This window comes from Micromonospora sp. NPDC049240 (genome assembly GCF_040647835.1).
Lineage (GTDB): Bacteria > Actinomycetota > Actinomycetes > Mycobacteriales > Micromonosporaceae > Micromonospora.
Genome location: NZ_JBEZCX010000027.1, coordinates 1 through 17,221 on the forward strand (window position 1 = coordinate 1; position 17,221 = coordinate 17,221).

12 protein-coding genes are annotated in these 17,221 nt (G+C 67.7%); 4 read left to right on the plus strand and 8 right to left on the minus strand.

Features of this window, described 5'->3' with window-relative positions; all coding sequences use genetic code 11:
* The first annotated feature begins 624 nt into the window (after positions 1-624).
* The 4 genes from AB0B02_RS29150 to AB0B02_RS29165 all read left to right on the plus strand — a co-directional run bounded on the left by AB0B02_RS29150 (position 625) and on the right by AB0B02_RS29165 (position 6,824).
* Entirely contained in the window at positions 625-1,011 is a 387-nt protein-coding gene (locus tag AB0B02_RS29150; protein WP_357305670.1) for a hypothetical protein, read from the plus strand.
* Positions 1,008-1,535, plus strand: coding sequence for a DUF6036 family nucleotidyltransferase (locus tag AB0B02_RS29155; protein ID WP_357305673.1), 528 nt, complete (start codon positions 1,008-1,010; stop codon positions 1,533-1,535). Before AB0B02_RS29150 ends, AB0B02_RS29155 begins: the two co-directional genes overlap by 4 nt.
* Before the next feature lie 2,001 nt (positions 1,536-3,536).
* Positions 3,537-5,075, plus strand: a complete 1,539-nt coding sequence (locus AB0B02_RS29160) for a carboxypeptidase-like regulatory domain-containing protein (protein WP_357305676.1) — start codon at positions 3,537-3,539, stop codon at positions 5,073-5,075.
* Between the two features lie 840 nt (positions 5,076-5,915).
* On the plus strand, positions 5,916-6,824 hold the full coding sequence (locus AB0B02_RS29165) for a hypothetical protein (RefSeq protein WP_357305679.1): 909 nt from the start codon (positions 5,916-5,918) through the stop codon (positions 6,822-6,824).
* A 333-nt stretch (positions 6,825-7,157) separates the two neighbouring features.
* On the opposite strand, the gene AB0B02_RS29170 is transcribed toward AB0B02_RS29165, so the two are convergent.
* The 8 genes from AB0B02_RS29170 to AB0B02_RS29205 form a co-directional block, all read right to left on the minus strand.
* Complete coding sequence (locus AB0B02_RS29170; RefSeq protein ID WP_357305683.1) at positions 7,158-8,027, minus strand: TIGR02679 domain-containing protein; 870 nt, start codon at positions 8,025-8,027, stop codon at positions 7,158-7,160.
* A complete protein-coding gene (locus AB0B02_RS29175) occupies positions 8,003-8,416 on the minus strand; it encodes a transposase family protein (protein ID WP_357305687.1) in 414 nt (137 codons plus the stop codon). The genes AB0B02_RS29170 and AB0B02_RS29175 overlap by 25 nt, the downstream gene beginning before the upstream one ends.
* 809 nt (positions 8,417-9,225) lie before the next feature.
* The gene (locus tag AB0B02_RS29180; RefSeq protein WP_357305844.1) at positions 9,226-12,201 is read right to left on the minus strand and encodes a glycine--tRNA ligase; all 2,976 of its coding nucleotides are present in this window, start codon (positions 12,199-12,201) and stop codon (positions 9,226-9,228) included.
* Between the two features lie 420 nt (positions 12,202-12,621).
* Positions 12,622-13,281: an MSMEG_1061 family FMN-dependent PPOX-type flavoprotein gene (locus tag AB0B02_RS29185; RefSeq protein WP_357305690.1), complete on the minus strand. Its 660-nt coding sequence runs from the start codon at positions 13,279-13,281 to the stop codon at positions 12,622-12,624.
* A 259-nt stretch (positions 13,282-13,540) separates the two neighbouring features.
* Complete coding sequence (locus AB0B02_RS29190) at positions 13,541-14,725, minus strand: cytochrome P450 (protein ID WP_357305693.1); 1,185 nt, start codon at positions 14,723-14,725, stop codon at positions 13,541-13,543.
* Entirely contained in the window at positions 14,722-15,822 is a 1,101-nt protein-coding gene (locus AB0B02_RS29195; RefSeq protein WP_357305696.1) for an amino acid--tRNA ligase-related protein, read from the minus strand. Before AB0B02_RS29195 ends, AB0B02_RS29190 begins: the two co-directional genes overlap by 4 nt.
* Before the next feature lie 43 nt (positions 15,823-15,865).
* Positions 15,866-16,552 (minus strand): phytanoyl-CoA dioxygenase family protein, encoded by a 687-nt coding sequence (locus AB0B02_RS29200; protein ID WP_357305699.1) that lies wholly within the window; start codon positions 16,550-16,552, stop codon positions 15,866-15,868.
* Positions 16,549-17,214 carry a phytanoyl-CoA dioxygenase family protein gene (locus AB0B02_RS29205; RefSeq protein WP_357305701.1) on the minus strand — a complete coding sequence of 222 codons (666 nt, stop codon included), beginning with the start codon at positions 17,212-17,214 and terminating at the stop codon, positions 16,549-16,551. Before AB0B02_RS29205 ends, AB0B02_RS29200 begins: the two co-directional genes overlap by 4 nt.
* Positions 17,215-17,221: the final 7 nt, after the last annotated feature.

Genomic DNA, 17,221 nt, shown 5'->3' on the forward strand with positions numbered 1-17,221 from the left:
CACACAACCACGAGACTCAGCGGTGGCTGCTCCATGCCCACGGACAAAACCACACTGCCGTCGCAGGCCAGCACGGATCTCCTGCTGGAGTACTAACAGGTGCGGCGCAGGACCAGCGAACCTGCCCACGGGGTCCATGTCGATCCAATCTTGGAGCAACTCCGGCGGCGCCGGCTCCGTCGGTGGCCGAGACGGACGCAGCCGCATGATCACATCATCGGCAGGGCTAGCCATCCGCTGAACGCCCCGCGGTAGGGCATCGATTCAGATGACGGGATCAGGCGCGTCCGGGTCTTCCAGAATGTCGCACACTGGGTCCCGCTCGACTGCGGCCGTTACCTCAGCGAGAAACTCGACCAACTTCGTCGTCTTCTCGATCGCATCCTGACTGAGAGTCACGCTCGCATGCACCCCCTGTTAGTTGACGGGCAACGTCACAGACTGCGCTGCCTACAACCAAGATCACAAGGGTGATGCCGTGCGCGCAGCATGAGTGAACCCTCCGAGCAGGGTCGCGGCCCAAAATCGGGCACCCGTCGCCACCTCACCTCTGCGGTGTTCGCGGCCGGCGCCGCGATAGTCTGCAACGGATGAAGCCGTCGGCTCGAAGGTGAGGCTTGCCCGATGGGTACCAGCTACGAACCGATGAGTCTGGCCAGGTTGGCCACCCATCTGGCATCCGCGGACACCGACCAGACTCGCTGGAAACTCGTATGGGAGTTTCTGGAGGAGTACCGCTGGGAACCCGCCGAAACCAGGACCGACCTGTTACGAGATGAGCCCGGGCTAAACGGAGACCCACGGTGGGACGCGCTGCTTGCCGCGCTTGCGGAGCACCTGCTAGCTCAGGCAGATCTTGCTCCGCCTGCCTGGGTCGACGCACGTGTGCTGCGCCGGGCATGGTTCCCGGCCGAACTTGCCATCCATCGGGCCGACGCCCTGGCATGGGCCCCGGCTGCGTTCCGGAAGCACGGTGTGTACCTCTCCGTTCACGACCTGGCTGCGGCGTGAGCGGGTCAGACGGCGTCCTCATGGGGCGCGCGGAACTCGAACGCGCGTTCGCTCAGCTGGGCGACCGGCTTGTCCGGCGCGGAGTCGTCGCTGACATCTTCATTGTGGGTGGTGCCGCGATGGCGCTCGCCTACGACGCGAAACGGGTTACCAGGGACGTCGACGCGATGTTCGTCCCGCACGGAGTCGTTCTTGATGAGGCGCGTGCAGTGGCCGACGAACTGGGCCTACCGCCGTGGTGGCTCAACGAGCAGGCCAGCGTGTATGTATCCGGCAAGGACGACCCGGGCAAGCGGCGAGTCTTCGACCACCCTGGCCTGCGCGTGATGGCCGCCTCGCCGGAGCACATCTTCGCAATGAAGGCGCTCGCGGCGCGAACCCGCGACGTGGACGACCTTCGCGCCCTAGCGGCGCTGGCCAAGGTAACGACGGTGGACGACGCTATACGCCTGTGCAGCGACTTTTACCCCGACGAAGCGATCTCGCCACGAGCAATGGGAGTTATCCGCGAACTTTTCGGATGATTCGGATCCCCCATGCAGCGCGGCGGGCAATGTGATGACTTCCGATAGCTTAGGGCTCTAGACAGGATCCTCACGTGTCCGCCGAAAGCGCGTGAAACGTGACCGTAAAGAGCGGCGCTTGCTCAGAATCCTACCTGCGGTTGTTCGCCTCGCGGACATGGAGCAGTTGGTGCCGTCGGGGGAGAGGTGCTTCGGGAATCTGCCGTTCCTGTTCAGCGTCAGGGACGTGCGACGGCAGGATGGACAGATCTGACGGCTGCGTGGACGCCTGCACTGTCTTGAGATATCACGCTCCGCAGTGTGAAGAGTCGTTCCCGAACCATCGCATTCCTTCTGGGCGCCGTAGCTGAACAAGCCGAACGTCTCATCACCGTAATGCTTCGGCAAAGTCTTGATCTTCGTGAGCCTCAGACGCAGACAACAGACGTCACAGTGAGCCAAGGGTAGCGACCTCCCGTGACGGACGCTCCCGGCACCGACCGGCGTCCAGACGGGATTCGCCACTGCATTCACTGTAACGCTTCAGGGCTGATGCGCAGGGGGGCCATGAGCGGATGCTGCCCGAGGCCCGATCGAGGTCCCCTCTACTCAGGGACAACGCATGTTGAGTTATGCACGGAAAGTATCGATCAGAGTGCACAGGGTCACGTGGGGTGATGCTCTGCGAGAAGCAGGTGCGGGGTGGCCTCCAGGCCTGCCACGGCCTGGTATGCCAGCCTGCTCGTCAGGGCTTATGCCGTCGCCATGACTGGCTGTACCACCCCAGCTCCGATACCGCGACGCCGGCGACTCATCCGGATCCAGACCCTCGCCCTGGCGGTGCGAGCGCAGATCTGCGCGTTGCGGGAACCTCGTTGCATGGTGTTGGTCGGCGCCGGATGCTCTGGCGCTGTGCGCGGTTGTGGTGAATTTCAGAGTTCGACGAAGGCGGTGAACCTGGTGCGCTCGCTACCGAAGAACGCGAGCGGCACGGGTTGCCGTCAACGCCGGTCGACTGAAACTCACCAGGACCCCTGCGGTGGGGCTCAAGCTTGATGCCTGCACGTTCATTTCGGTCAGTCGATAACCCAGCCAGCTGGCCAAGGTTGGACCATACGCGGCCCGACTTCGATTCATGCTCACGCGCGGTAATAGGCGCGTGAGGTTGAGCCAGCCCTGAACGTGCCGTAATCTACGAGCATGTGCACCCGAAATGGAGCACCGATGATACGTGCAAGAGTTCGAATCCCCCCTCGGACACATCATTACCATATATCGATCATGATCCGCGCAGGTTGACCTGCGCGGATTTTTCTGTGGTTGGTGTGCAGTGTTCCTGGTCGCAGACGATGGTGATCTTCCTTCTGTGTAGGAGTGTGACCAGGTCGTGTGGGGTCTGGATGCCGCTGGGGAGTCGGGGATGGTCGGCGAGTCGGGCGATGATGTGGTCTTCTCTGAGGTAGAGGATCTTGCGTCGGGGGTTGGTGGGCTGTTGGGTGCTGGTGTGGCCGTGGCGGCATCGGTAGCCGGGGCGTTGATTGATCCAATGGCCCAGTCGTAGCTCTGGTAGCGCGCCGTCCGATGGGCGCGTGACGGCACGAAGACCTGGTCGTGGAGGCTTTGCCAGTTGAAGTATCGCGGGTAGCCCTGCTGCGGGTCGAGTTGAGTACGTTCATGTTCTGGCATGGGGCGGTAGAAGTCGTCCCCGTGGACGATCGTCGCACCACTGAGCAGTTCCGCGACGGTCGCCGCCAGCGTCGTCCTGCCTGATCCGCCCGGGCCGTCGATGGCGATGATGGTCGTGTCGAACGACTGGCGTGTCGAGCTGCCGGAGAACGGTTGAGGCGGGTACGAGCGATATGCCTGTTCACACGGGAAGCGCGGCACGGCGGCCGTGAGCCGGATCACGGACAGCGTGCGACTCACCAAGCAACCTACGCTGCCGGCGGCACATGACGCACGGGGGCGTGTCTGGTCGGCTGCCACGCGGGACCCCGTGCGCGAACCGGAGAGGGGATCCCTGTGTCCTTCGTACGTCGAAGTCTCGCCACGTTCACCGCCGCGGTTCTGGCCGCCGCTCTACCGGCCGCCGCCTCCGCCCAGGAGCAGGATGTCGGGCTGCTCCGACTCACCGTGACCCAGCCCGACGGCACCGCCGCCCGGGGTGTCGTCGACCTCGCCGCCACCGACGACAGCTACTCCGGCTACCTGCAACTCGACGAGTCCGGGCAGCTCAGCGTGGAGGTACCGGCCGCCGACTACAAGGTCAGGATCACTCCGGCGTACTACGACCCCGACCTGCCGGACGACGGGCTCCGGCAGTGGGTGCCTGGCAAGACCCGTTACGCCGATGCCGAGGCGTTCCGGGTGGCCGCGGGGGGCACGACGGACGTCGCCGAGCGGCTGGTCACGCCCAGCCCGATCACCGTGCGGGCGCGGGACGCGATCACGGGCGCGCCCCTCACCCGGGTCTGCGCGTACGCCGTCGATCGCGGCGGCAACTGCGACGAAGCCGAGCTGACCATTCCCCGGCTCGTCCCCGGCCCGCAGACGATCCGGGTCTACACCGAAGATGGCAACTACCTGGCCACCGACGCCGAGGTGACCGTGGTCGAGGGCGACAGCGGTCCTGCCGTGGTCGACCTGACGCCCGCCGCCCACGTGGAGACGACGGTGGTCGACGCTGCCACCGGGGCGCCGGTCGGGGGAGCCTGCGCAACCGTCGCGCCGTCCGGCACTGGCGAGCTGCCTGCTGTGGGTCCGCTGGCCTGCTCCGACGAGAGCGGGCACCTCCGGCTGGACGGCGTCGAGGCCGGCTCCTGGAAGCTGTTCGTCCGCCCTACGGGTGGCTCGTTGTACGGGGCGCAGTGGGTCGGCGCCACCGGCGGCACGGGCGACCCCGCGAAGGCCCGGACCCTCACCGTCGCCGCCGGTGGGACCGTCATCGCCCCACCGGTCCGCCTGGACCGTGCCGGGACCATCACCGGCACCGTGACCAGCGCCGCCACCGGCACGCCGGTGACCTCGGGTACGGTCTCCCTTGCCCACTCCTCGGGCCTGTCCTACCTCCACTGGGACGCGGATCTGAACGCTCAGGGCACCTACCGGATCGACTGGCTCGGCCCCTACCGTTGGCCGCTCCTGTTCTCCACGTCCCACCACGCCCTCCAATGGTCCGGCGGGGTTGCGATCCGCAGCCAGGCGAAGCCGGTCACCGTCCGGGCCGCCCAGAGCACCACGTACAGCCCGGCGCTGAAGCGCGGCACCCTGGTGACCGGCAGGCTGACGAACCCCGCGGGACGCCCGGTCAGTGCCGTGCTGACGTTCCACAACGCAGCCACCGGCGAGGTGGTCGGGTCGACGTGGGACAACGACGGCCGGTACGAGACGCGGGTGCTGGGTCGGCAGACGGTCACCGTCGGCTGGCAGTGGGGCGGGTTCGCCGACTATGCCGGCTGGTACGACGGCGTCGCCGACGTGGCCGCCGCGAAGCGAGTAACCGTTCCGTCCAGCGGCACGTTGACGGTCGACATCGGGCTGCGCCCGTTCCCGGCGGTCTGAGCCGCCACATCCTGGTCGGGCGTGCGCCGCACGCCCGACCAGGTTCAGCGTCTCGGGTGCGGATCGGGCGCCGGCCGCCATAGGGTGCGGTGCCACCCACCCTCTCGCCACGGGGTCGGCCCTCGACCAGGTCTCCTCCTTCGTTTCGAAGAACACGCTGCGCCGCACCTGCCGCACGGTGTGGCCGGCTGGCGCAAACGCCTGTTCATCGGGCTCGCCCACAACGCCGCCAGTCAAGCCGGGTTCCAGCCGCCCGAGCGCGGGCGGGCGCTTGCCCTGCCGAACCGTCGTCAACGAGGACCTCCGCTGCTGGCGTTGTCTGGGGTGGGGCGACGATACCGATTCGGACACGTTATTTCCCCACGAAGCGTGATTACTCTTCGCGTTTCGTGGGATCCCCGTCCCGTTGGGCGGGGAACCTGTATGTCCGGCCATCTTCGTCGTACGGGTTCTACAATCAGAACGACTCGTCGGATCTGCTGCGCGTGTTGGCCGCTCCGACCGGCGCCGTGCCCAGCGGTAAGTGCCCGGACATGTGGTACGACTGGAGCCGCGAGAGCGGTCACTTCGACGCACGTATGGCACGGTCCTGCCGACCATACGAGTCCCGTTAACGTATTCGGCTTCAACAAGCTTTTTAGTTGCTATGGCAACAACAATGCGACCACCAGCGGCACTTGCGAGATAGCGATCGGCGTACCATCTGATGTCATCGTGAGCATTCCGAACAAGTGCACCCGCTCGTGGTGGCTCACCTCCACCGGCTCGTACCTGTACGACGGGGGCGGCTCGGTCACTTCTTGCTCGTCCTGATTTCCTATGAAGGGAGCCCACCGGCCAATGGTTAACCGCCGCCGGAACGTTGCCGTTGCAACCGCCGTCACCATCGCCGCGCTGGCCGGCTGCGCCCAGCCCGGCATGCCGGCCGCCGCGCCCGTCGGCGTCGATGCCCCGGCCATGTTGTCCGCTGTGATCGACCAGGTATATGGAACGCCGCAACAGCGCCTGGCCGGCGAGGAGCGGATGTGGCTCACCAGCCAGTCCGCGATCGCCGCCTGCGCCCGGACCAAGGGCGTCGTGTACGGCGTCACCCCCTATCAGCCGATGAGCCCGCCTACCGACCCTGCCCCCGGGGACCTGCTCGGATTTGCGCCCCAGCGCGCCGATTTCGGGGTCGCCGCCCGTATCGAGATGCTGGCCAAGCGAGGTGAGACCCCCAACCCGGGTTTGCCTGCCGCCGCGGATGAGCAAGCTCGCTGGTTCACTGCTGTGGAGTCCTGCCAGAACGCCGCAACTGAGGGTGAGAAGCTCAGGGTTCCTGACGGGCAGGAGGAACTGGAAGTCGAGCTGGTAGACCTGCTCGGTAGCGTCCAGCAGCAGGTCGCACCGGACCTGACTCGCCAATACGCCAGCTGCATGAAGTCGGCCGGAATCGACGCCGGTGACCTGTCCGAGGCGTACCTGAAGGTCGAGCAAAAGTTCCCGCCTGTGTCATTTGAGCGTCCGTCGGACCCGACCGCCCTCCCTGAATGGGCCGACGCTGTCGCATTCGAGAAGAAGGTAGCCGCTGCCGACTGGGCCTGCCGTGAATCACGGCTCGATGGAGTCGTCAACGCCGCCGCTAACGACCTGCAGAAGTTCACCACCACCAACACCGCCCGAATCGCCCAAGTCGCCGACGGCTGGAAGGCGATGCCCAGCCTCGCACAGACGCTACGCGCCACCGTCAAGACCACACCCGCGAAGTGACACGCTCGCCGGGCTTGGCGGGCGACGGAGCTGCCAAGCCCGGTCAGAGTATGGGATGGAACTGCCGGAATTCCGGAACCTCAGCAGGTGGAAAGATCCTCTACTGTCGCCCTCGGACCAATCGTTGCCGACACCAAGGGTCTCGGCGACCGAGTCGGTCTGGCGCTGATCGCCGGGACCGCCGGCCATTACCTCGAGCCGTGCGCCTCACTGCTGCCCATGCTCAACGCACGGTAGTAGGAGTGCCAGCTTGAGCCAACCCTGGCCGTACCGTAATCTATGAGCATGCGCACCCGAAATGGTGCCGTTGCGGCAGCGAGCGTGTGGTGCGGCTCACCTTGGCGCAGCCTGGGCGAGGTATGGTCGGCGGACGATGTCGAGCTTCGGAGGCGCTGTCGTTTCCATCGCAATCAATTCGGCGCCATAGGTCGGTGCGACGAACGCTGCGATCTGTCTGCCCGTAGTGTCGATGTCGCCGGCATAGCGCAGGCGCACGTCGTGCGAAACAGTGAGCTGAAATAGCACATGATCGATCGCACGTAGCTGGCCGCTGGTACAGGCGATCGGTTGTCGCACTCCGGCGATGAAAGCGATCTCCAGGACCGACGGGTTCTCCACGACCGTCAGGGTTTGCAATGCGAGAACAGGCGGATGTTGTACGAAGTCGAGCAATGTGAGCGCCACAGGTGCCGGTGAATCGCGCAGTCGCCGGTCGATCGGTCCGTCGCCGACAGCCTCGACGTTGAAGAGCAGGACCGTCGCGGAGAGCCGGTCGGCGATGACACCGACGGTAGACAGCAGCGCGCGTACAAGATCCGGCCGATTCGGCTCGATTTGGCCGGCGCGTTCGGCTATTGCAGCCACGAGGCGGATGCCGTTGAGGGTGGTCAGGTCGAAGTAGTGTGGGTCGCCGGTGATGTCGTGGGCGAGCTTCGCCAGAGGTACCGGTGGCCGGACTGGAATGCGTCGCAGGGCTGCGGCGAGCGCGGCGATGCTGTGCCGGATCTCGGTACCGTCCTCGCCGACGCCGGTGACCCGCTTCCGGGCGACGAGCTGCGGTAGGTCGGGAAGCTCATCGGTCGCGTACTGCCACAGCCGCGCACGACGGGCGAAGTCGTCCACGCCCAGCACCGTCGGCGTCCCCGGCGGCAGGTCGGGCATCCGGCGGATCATCCGGATCAACGTCGAGCGGGAGACCGACACGGCCAGCCGCTGCCCAACCTGCTGTCCGGTCGACCGCCCAACGCCACCGCGACGGCCTCCAAGTCACCGGCCGCCACGACGGTGTGACGAGCATGCCGACGAGTCAGGCCGGGGACCTGCTCAACGAAGGTCCGCCGCCCGCATTCGGAGTTCACGCAGGTGAATCGGCGGACCGTCAACGCGACCAGCACCTCGTGACCACCTAACCTGACGTCGGCCAGTCGCCGCACATAGCGACCATGCACAGTGGTCGACCAGGTGCTGCAGGTGCCACATTGCGCCTGCACAGTCTGTGTCGCCGCATCGATCCTGACCCCGACGCCCCGGACCACCACCGCCTCCAACCGCAGGCCCGTCAGGTGCGGCAGCAACGCCGGGATGATCTCCATCCCGACACCCCACCCGAACCACCGACGAGCGCGACTCACAAGATGTGTGCCAGAGCCAGTTTTTTCAGGCGGAGCCGACAAGGTGCAGCCCTATGGCTGTCCACAGCCACCGCCTCGTCAATGGTCAAGCCCGCTGGTTCTTCATCATCGGCCTTCCGCCCGACGGAACGGGCGCCGTCGCCAGCACAAGCGGCAGGGTCCCCCAACCAGGCCGCCGCGTTGAAGGCGGAGGACGAGGCGTGCGCCGCGTCAGAAACGCCCGCAAGTACGCCCACGCCTCCTCCCCCGAGGTGTTGATCGGCCCGAACGCCAGCAGCCGGCCCAGCGTCCTCGCCCCGCTTCACTCCCACCTGCGGCAACGCCTCACCGACGGCGTCCATCAGACCGCTGACCTGCACGGCGAGATCGTGCCCGTGGCTATCAAGGGAGCTTGCCGGTGCTGCGGGACTGGCTTGCCACGAACCGTGCCTGTCCAGCCCCCAGCCCCGCGACCGCAGGCCGGGTGCCGTCGGCCCGGCGCATCACCGCTTGGACCATGCGACCTGGCCACAAGCTCACCGACGACGACCGTGTCGACCTCGCCGAGGCCCGCGGCCGCTGCCCGGACCCCGACACAATCGCTGACCTCGCCCGCTGGTCGCCACCAGGGCACCGGGCAGCACCTCGACGCCTGGATCGACCGCGCCCGCCATGCCGGACGCCCCGAAATTCGTGGCTTCGCCACCGGCCTGACCAGCGACCCGGCTGGCGACGATCAAAAAGGTAACGGGCGAAGGGCTGGTTGCTGGCCGGGACCGGGCAGCGGTTCGTCAGAGGCGCAGGTGCGCCCAGTCCAGCAGTCCCGCACTCAGATCACGTACGGTGGCGAGCAGACCCAGCCGGGCCGCGCGGACGTCGAGGTCGTCGGCCATGACGAACACGTCGGTGAAGAACTCCTCCAGCGGTGTGACCAATGCGGTCGTCTCGGCGGCGAAGCGGGCCAGATCGGGCTCCCGGCCCGCGCCCAGCCGGCCCAGCACGCCCTGCACCGCTTGGTGCAACGCCACCTCGGCCGGTTCCTTGAGCAGGCCCTGGTCGTACCCGGCCGATGTGCCCTCAGGCACGATTCGTCGGGCCCGCTGGATCGCCTGCGCGACCGCGGCGAACTCCGGGTCCGTCGCGAGGGTGGCAAGTTGGCCGAGCAGCCGGTCGGCGACCGACGGCTGGGCGAAGTGCGGGAGAACGGCACGGACTCGGTCGATCGGGTGGCCCTCCTCAGTCAGCACCTGCTCGAACCGCTTCGCCAGGAACTCCCCGCTGGCGTGCAGGACGTCGTCGCCGACCTCCACCGGCTGCAGGGCGCCGGCCGCGGCGAGGGCATCGGTGAGCCGCAGCCCCGCGAGCTCCGGGTGGGCCCGGTGCACGGCGAGCAGTCCCAGAACGGCACGGCGTACGGCGAACGGGTCGCTGCTTCCGGTGGGCAACCCGACGGTGGCCGCCAGGCCGGCGAACAGATCGAGCCGGTCGGCCAGCGACAGCAGCGCACCGGGCAGCGTGGCCGGCACGTCGTCGCCGGTGTTCCGCGGCAGCTCCGCCTCGTAGAGGGCCTGTGCGACCGCCTCGGTCTCGCCCGCGTTGAGCGCGTAGTCACGCGCCATCACACCAGCCAGGCTGGTCATCTCGGTGACCATCTGCGAGCCGAGGTCGAACTTCACCAGGTCCGCGGCCCGGTCCAGAGTCGGCGACGACAGTCCGAGGTCCGCCGCCAGCGACGTCGCGAGCGCGCCGATGCGGCTCACCCGGTCGGCCATCGACCCCAGCTTGTCGGTGAACGTGAGCCGGTCGAGGTGATCGCGCATCGTGTCTAGCGAGAGCGTACGGTCGGCACGGTAGAAGAAGGCCGCGTCCTCGTAGCGGGCGCGCAGCACCGCTTCGTTGCCGGCCCGCACCATATCCACGTCGACCGGGCCGTTGGCGACGGTGACGAACATCGGCAGCAGCGCGCCGTCGGCGTCCCACACCGGCAGGTAGCGCTGGTGCTTGCGCATCACCGTGGTCAGCACCGCGTCGGGCAGTGTCAGGTAGCGGTCGTCGAACGTGCCGAGCAGCGGGGTCGGCGCTTCGGTCAGGTAGACGATCTGGTCGATCAGCGGGGCCTCGCCGGCTACGTCGACCCGGCCCTGCGAGTGAACCAGTTCCTCGGCACCGGCAACCACCAGCTCACGGCGTTGGGCCGGGTCAACGACCAAACCGTTGGACGCCAGCGTCGACAGGAACTCCTCGGCCGACGCCACCTCGACGACGGGCTGGTCGGCGACCCGCAGGACGCGGGTGCTGCGACCGGCGGCCATGATCCCGGCCACGACCGGAACCTGGTGGTCACCCCAGAGGGCGGTCAGCCAGCGGATCGGCCTGGTGAAGGACAGCTGCGAGTCGTTCCACCGCATGTTCTTCGACGCGCGCAGGCCCGTGACCACTTTGCCCAGCACGGTGGCGAGCACCTCGGGCGCGGTACCGCCGGTCTCCTGCCTGTGCACCACCACGTGCCGCTGGCCGTTGAAGTCGGCCTCCCCCAGCGCGTCGATGGTGACGTTCTGGCCGCGCAGGAAGCCCTGCAGGGCCTTGGTCGGGCTGCCGTCCGCCTCGTACGCCGCCGAGACGCGCGGGCCGCGGACGGTGTTCGTGTAGTCGCTCTCCCGAGCGGCTACCTGCTCCACCACGGCCAGCACCCGGCGCGGAGTGGCGTAGACCCGCACCTCGCCGTAGGTAAGCCGGGTCCCAGCAAGACCGTCGGCGACAGCCTGGGCCAGGTGGTCGCGTGCCGCACGCGCCTCCGACGGCGGCAGTTCCTCCGTGCCGACCTCGAAGACCAGAGTCCGGGGCCGGTCGTCGGTCACCCTCACCGCGGCGACCGGGCCGGCCACGGGCAGCGGCTCCGCGCGGCCGAGCGGAAAGCCGAACTCCTCACGGCGGGCCACCCACAGTCTGGCGACCTCGGCGGCCATTCGACGCATCCGCGCGAACTCGGTCGCCCGTTCCGCCGTGGACACCGCGCCGCGGGAGTCGAGCACGTTGAAGGTCTGCGAGCACTTCAACACGTATGTGTGGGCCGGCACCGGCAGCCCGGCGTCGATCAGCCGCTGCGCCTCCGCCGCGTACAGCTCGAGCAGCCGCCGGTTCGTGGCGATGTCCGCGTCGTCCAGGTAGTACCGCGACATCTCGTACTCGCCTTGGCCGAACACCTCGCCATAGCTGATGCCAGGCGCGTACTCGATCTCCTTGAAGTGGCGCACGCCCTGGAGCGCCATGATGATCCGCTCGATACCGTAGGTGATCTCCACGGCGACCGGTTCGAGGTTTATGCCACCCGCCTGCTGCATGTAGGTGAACTGGCCGATCTCCAGGCCGTCCAGCCACACCTCCCAGCCCAGGCCCCAGGCGCCGAGCGCGGGCGAAGCCCAGTTGTCCTCGACGAACCGCAGGTCGTGCGCCGCCACGTCGATACCGAGGGCGGCAAGGCTGCCGATGCACAGTTCCTGCGGGTTGCCCGGATCCGGCTTCAGGATCACCTGAATCTGGGTATGCGTCTGCAGGCGGTTGGGGTTCTCACCGTAGCGGGAGTCGTCGGGCCGCACGGAAGGTTCGGTGTAGACGACCTTCCATGGCTCCGGACCGAGAACGCGGAGGAAGGTGGCAGGATTCAATGTCCCCGCTCCGACCTCGGTGTTCATCGGTTGAACGGTCAGCAGACCCTGCGCCGTCCAGTAATCAGTCAACCGGGCCAACGCTTCCTGCATGGTGAGCATGCAGGAGAGCCTAGACGATCCCCATTCCGGACATGTGATGTGCTGGCCGGCGCCGCGCGAGGGGTGACAACACGCCATTGAACGGCACCCGCGGACCGCCCCTATGAGCAGCCTGAGCGGGCAACACTCCAGCAGTCGTCCACTCTTGCGGGTGACATGCCGGCTGCCTCACCCCAACGACGGCGGCACCCTCCCATACTGCCAGGTCACCCCGCCCAACTGCGGGGCCCAGGCGGCTGAGGCAGCGAATGTCGCCATTACCGGCGGGTCATCATTCGCAATCCATCGCGCTTTCCGGTACCGGCGGCGAGGCCGCTGGCACTCACCTTCTTGATCTTCAATCAATCCCGAGGAGCTACGACGGTGATTCTTTCGCCGTAGCAGGGCTCGGGGACGCTCGCACCATCGCCGCACGGCTCGTCACTCGTACCGGTACCTCAGGGCGTCCGCCTCCCGCTGCTCGATGTCAGCGATCGTCAGCTCCGGTATTCGCAGCTGGGCCAACGTCACCTCGGCGGAGGTCGGCTGGGCGTCCGCCGGCAGCCACTGTTCCGATATCCAGACTCCACCGCGCATCAGCGCCTTGGGGCAGTGCGGGTAGACCTCCTCGATCCCCACTATCAGGGCACTGGCCGGCGGCTTGCCCACAGCGGTCAGCTGCGAGAGCATTTCGGGGCGGATGGACACGCAGGCCCGGCCGTTCACCCGGAGTGTCGTGGTGCGTCCCGGGATGACGAACAACAGCGCGGCTCGGCCGGTCACGATGACGTTCTCCAGCGTGTCGAGGCGCTTGTTGCCGGTGGCGTCCGGTATCGCCAGCGTCTGCGAGTCCAGCACGGAGACGAACCCGGCGGGGCCGCCGCGCGGGGAGACGTCACAGTTGCCCCTGGCGTCGACGCTGGCGACCAGAACGAGGGACGAGCAGGCGATCAACTGCCGGGTCTGTTCGGTGAGTTCGGTCATCTCCTTTCGTAGGGCAGCGTCCTTGGGCAGCTCGTAGACCCGGCGCAGCGTTTCGTGGTCGGGCACGGCGTCCACGTGCAGCGAGTCGAAGGCACTGGCGACGAGTGCTTGCGTCATGCCCTCGACCCTAACGTGAGTTCGGACGTGCGATCGGACGGTGTACACCATGGTGGACCATGGGGGCGGCCAGTGAGTGGCTCGGCAGACCCGCGCCCTTCCGGGTGCGCCGGGAGGTGAGCATCGGGCCACGGTCACCGGGGAGGTGTGGCTGTCAGCGTCACCCATCGAGGTCGCGCCGGTATCCATCGGATTGGTGACGGACGGCAACTCCACGCCCAGCACCTCGTGCCAGAACCGGCGCAGCCACTGCCGTACCTCAACGGGGCCGGGGGGTCGTGCTGCTCGCCCCCGCCACCACGTCGTACACGAAACGGCTTCCGAACTCGACGTTCCAGACCGGTTCAAGAGGTGGCAGGTCTCGCAGCAGTCCCTGCGCGTTCAGCTCGAGAATCATCTCTCTCATGACGTGCCGGGTCAGTACCGCACCCAGGCACGCGTGCCTGCCACGCCCGAACGCGACGTGCCGGGCGCCGGTGCGGTCGACCCGGAACGTGAACGGATCCGGGAACCTTCTCGGGTCACTGTTCGCCGTGACCAGCACCAGCACGACACGCGACTCGGCCCGTACGGCGTGGCCGTGCAGGGTCAGGTCGGTCAACGCCCGCCTCGTGGCCAGGTGGAAGGGGGTGGCCAGCCGCAGGGCTTCGTCGACTGCCTCGTCGAGGTCTTCCGCGAGGTCGATTGCCGCGCCCTGCGGGCCGGTCAACGCCTCCAGCAGCCGTGCGACCGCGGTGGCAGCGGGCTCCAGCGCACCGCTGACGATCTGGGCGTACATCGCTGCGGCGTCGAGCAGGTTCAAGCGCTCCTCGGACACCGCGCGGCTCAGCGTGGAGGTGAAGGCGCTCCGCGGTGTGGCGCAGCGCTCGGCGACCAGGCCGACCAGCTCGTCCATGGCCTGCTCGGCGCGCAGACCGGACTCCGGGTCGTACGACTCGATCGCCCCGATGGCGAGGATCCGGGCGGCGCAGTCCGCGAGCTCCGCCAGGGCCTCCTCGGGCTCGTCGAGCAGGCGGCACAGGCCGGCCGTCAACGCTGGCCTGACAACCGCGGCGAACATCCGGTCCGCCGGCACCGTGGTGCTGCTCGCTGCGACGGAACCCGCTACCGCGGCGACCACCTGCCGGATCACCGCGGGCGTGAACAGCGGGAGGAGCAGCCGTCTCATACCGGAGTGCCGTGGCGGGTCGGAGAAGACCGGCCAGAGGTCGACGAAGTTCGTCACACGCCAGTACGTCCGCCGCTGCCGCTCGCTCAGGCCGGGCGGGCAGTAGGTCTCGACCTGCGCCCCGAGCCGGGGGTCGTTGAGCAGGGCGTAGACGTCGTCGTAGCGGGTGACGTACCACGTGTTCATGCTCTCGTCCCAGGCCACACCGTGGGACTCACGCAGCTCACGCAACCACTGGAGCGGGGCGCTCTGTCGGGATGGTCCGGTCTGCGTCACCAGCGCGGCACCCCGTTACCGGCTCGCGGGTAGTACGCGACCTCGGAGGCGGCCCCGAGGCCGGTGAGAACCGCGATGAGCCGCTCCCATCCCAGAAAGCTGGCCACCATCCCCGACGGTGCCGTCCGCAGCGCGGGCAGCAGGTAGTCGTACCTGTCGCGCAGGCCCGGCAGCCCCGCGTGCTGAAGGTTGTCGAGAAATTGATCGTGGTCCGCGTAGCCGCGGATGTGCACCACCTCGAGGCCGCCCAGGTACAGCTCGGCGTCGGTGATGAATTCCGAGCCGTCGGTCCCCGCCTCCCGGCGCGACGTGATGGACCGAACGTTGTAGGTCGAGTCCGTGACCTCGGTGGGCCGCCAGTGGAACGGCGGATACATGTTCCAGGTCGGGTTGAGGCCAGTGCTGGCGTGTTCGCGTACGAGGTCCTCGACGGCGGCGCGGCCGGCAGAGTCCGTCTCGATCAGGTACCGCGGCGGTGTGGAGAGCGACTCCGTGGCGACGGCGTCCGCCGACCCGTTCAGCGCATGGATACGGGCGCCGGCCTCTTCGAGGTTCTTGAACAGTCGGAAGCGGTCCGCCGGCGTGCTCTGCTCGGACAGGGTGAGAAATACCAGAGACTCGACGACCAGGCCGTTGGTGACATGCTGGGGCACCAGTCCGTGCGGGCCGAGATGGAAGAAGTCCTCGCCGTCGAGCCGCGTTCCGGCGAACTCCGCGAGATGGATCACCAACTGATCGGTCAGGGCCACCATCTCCTCGACCGTCGTGCCGCTCTGGGCGAAGACCAGCTGCTCGAACTCCATCAGGTAGTTCCTGTCGGAGAATGCGGCGTCGAGCTCGTACCGATAACAGCGGCCGAACGTGTAGCTGCGCGTGAGCCCGCCGGCCATCGCGTTGTACAGCGGGAACTCAGGCGACTGGAGCAGCCTCAGATCGAGGTCGGCGGACTTCCTGCTGTGTGCCAGCGTGAACTCTTCGACGCCGTACTCCTCCGACCGGCTCCAGATGGACGGAAGCACGATCTCGGCGTAGTCGTGCTCGTGCAGCCATCTATGGGCCTCCCACCGCAGCCGGCTGATCAGTTGTTCATGCGTCACGAGACGTTCTTCCTTTCACGCGGTCCTTGAGCCGGAGGACAGGTCACAACACAGACCGGTCGGCCAGCAGATAGTTGGTCAGCTCCTGCTGGGCCAGGGCGGTGCCCGGCTCGGCGGCATAGGTGACGGTGAGCTGGCGCCGGTTGTCCCGCCCGCCGAAGGACGCGTGGTAGGAGTGCGGGTCGAAGGCGATCAGGTCACCCGGGTCGCACTCGATGATGTGTGCCGGCACGTCGGTCTGGGCGATGCCCAGTTGCTCGGCCGGGTCCGTCAGGTCGGCGGCGAATCCGTCCCAGCCGGCCGGCCGGCGATGCGAGCCCGGAATGATGCGCAGTGCGCCGGTTTCCGGCCCGAGCGGCTCCAGATACTGCACGATCTTGAGAAGGCGCAGCTCGCGGTGGTTGCCGTCGCGGTGCCAGTAGGTGGCGCCGTCGTAGCGGACGCCGTCGCCGCCGACGTACGACGCTTTGGCGCCCAGTAGCCGGCGTGCGACGTTCGGGCAGCGGTGGTCGTCGAGCAAGAGGTCGCGCAGCGTGTCGCTGCGCTCGGCCACCCGGGTCACCCCGGCACGGCCCTGGCGGCCGACGGTCGTGGTGGCGGCGAAGACGGCCTCGAATGCTTCGGCGATCGCCGACGCGGACGCGGCGAGGATACCGGGAATGTGCAGGAAGCCGAACGTGGTGAAGTACGCAACGTCGGAATCCGATACAGAGAGCGTGTCATGGTTCATGCCAGTCGCACCGAGCCCGAGACGTAGCGGTTGAGGACGTAGCGGCTGGTGTCCGCTCGTTCGGTGTCGGTGCGCGGTTCGCCGGCCACGTTAAAGGCCAACTGCCGGCGGCGGCCACCGTTCCAGGCCGAGTGCAGCACGTTGGTGTCGAAGACGATCAGGTCACCGGGCTGCGAGTCGATGACCGCCGCGGGCAGGTGTGCGCCCGAGCGGCCCAGATCGGCGTCGTGGCGCATGATGTTCCGGGTGGGTTCGCCCGCCCAGCCATTGTCGGGCCGGTGGCTGCCGGGAAAGGCCCGCAGCGCGCCGTCCTTCGCGGTGACCGGCTCCAGGTAGAGCACGAACCGTAGGAACGGGGTCTGGTAGGAGCCGTCGGAATGCCAGTACGAGTCGCCGACGAGCAGGTTCGCGTCGCTCGCCACGATGTGCGACGCGCGCCCGAAGAAGGCGTCCCGGATGTCGCGCACCACGTCGCCGTGCGCGATGGCGGCCAGCTCGGGCATCCTCTCCAGCACGTCGAACTCGGTGACCCGCTCGGTCGCGTGCACGCTGGACGCCGGGCCGATCATCCAGTCGCAGGCCGCCGCCAGCTTGTCCAACGCCCGGCCGTCCACCACGGCCGGCACCCGCCCGAAGCCGAAGACCTCCAGGTGTCGTGCCATCTGCCTC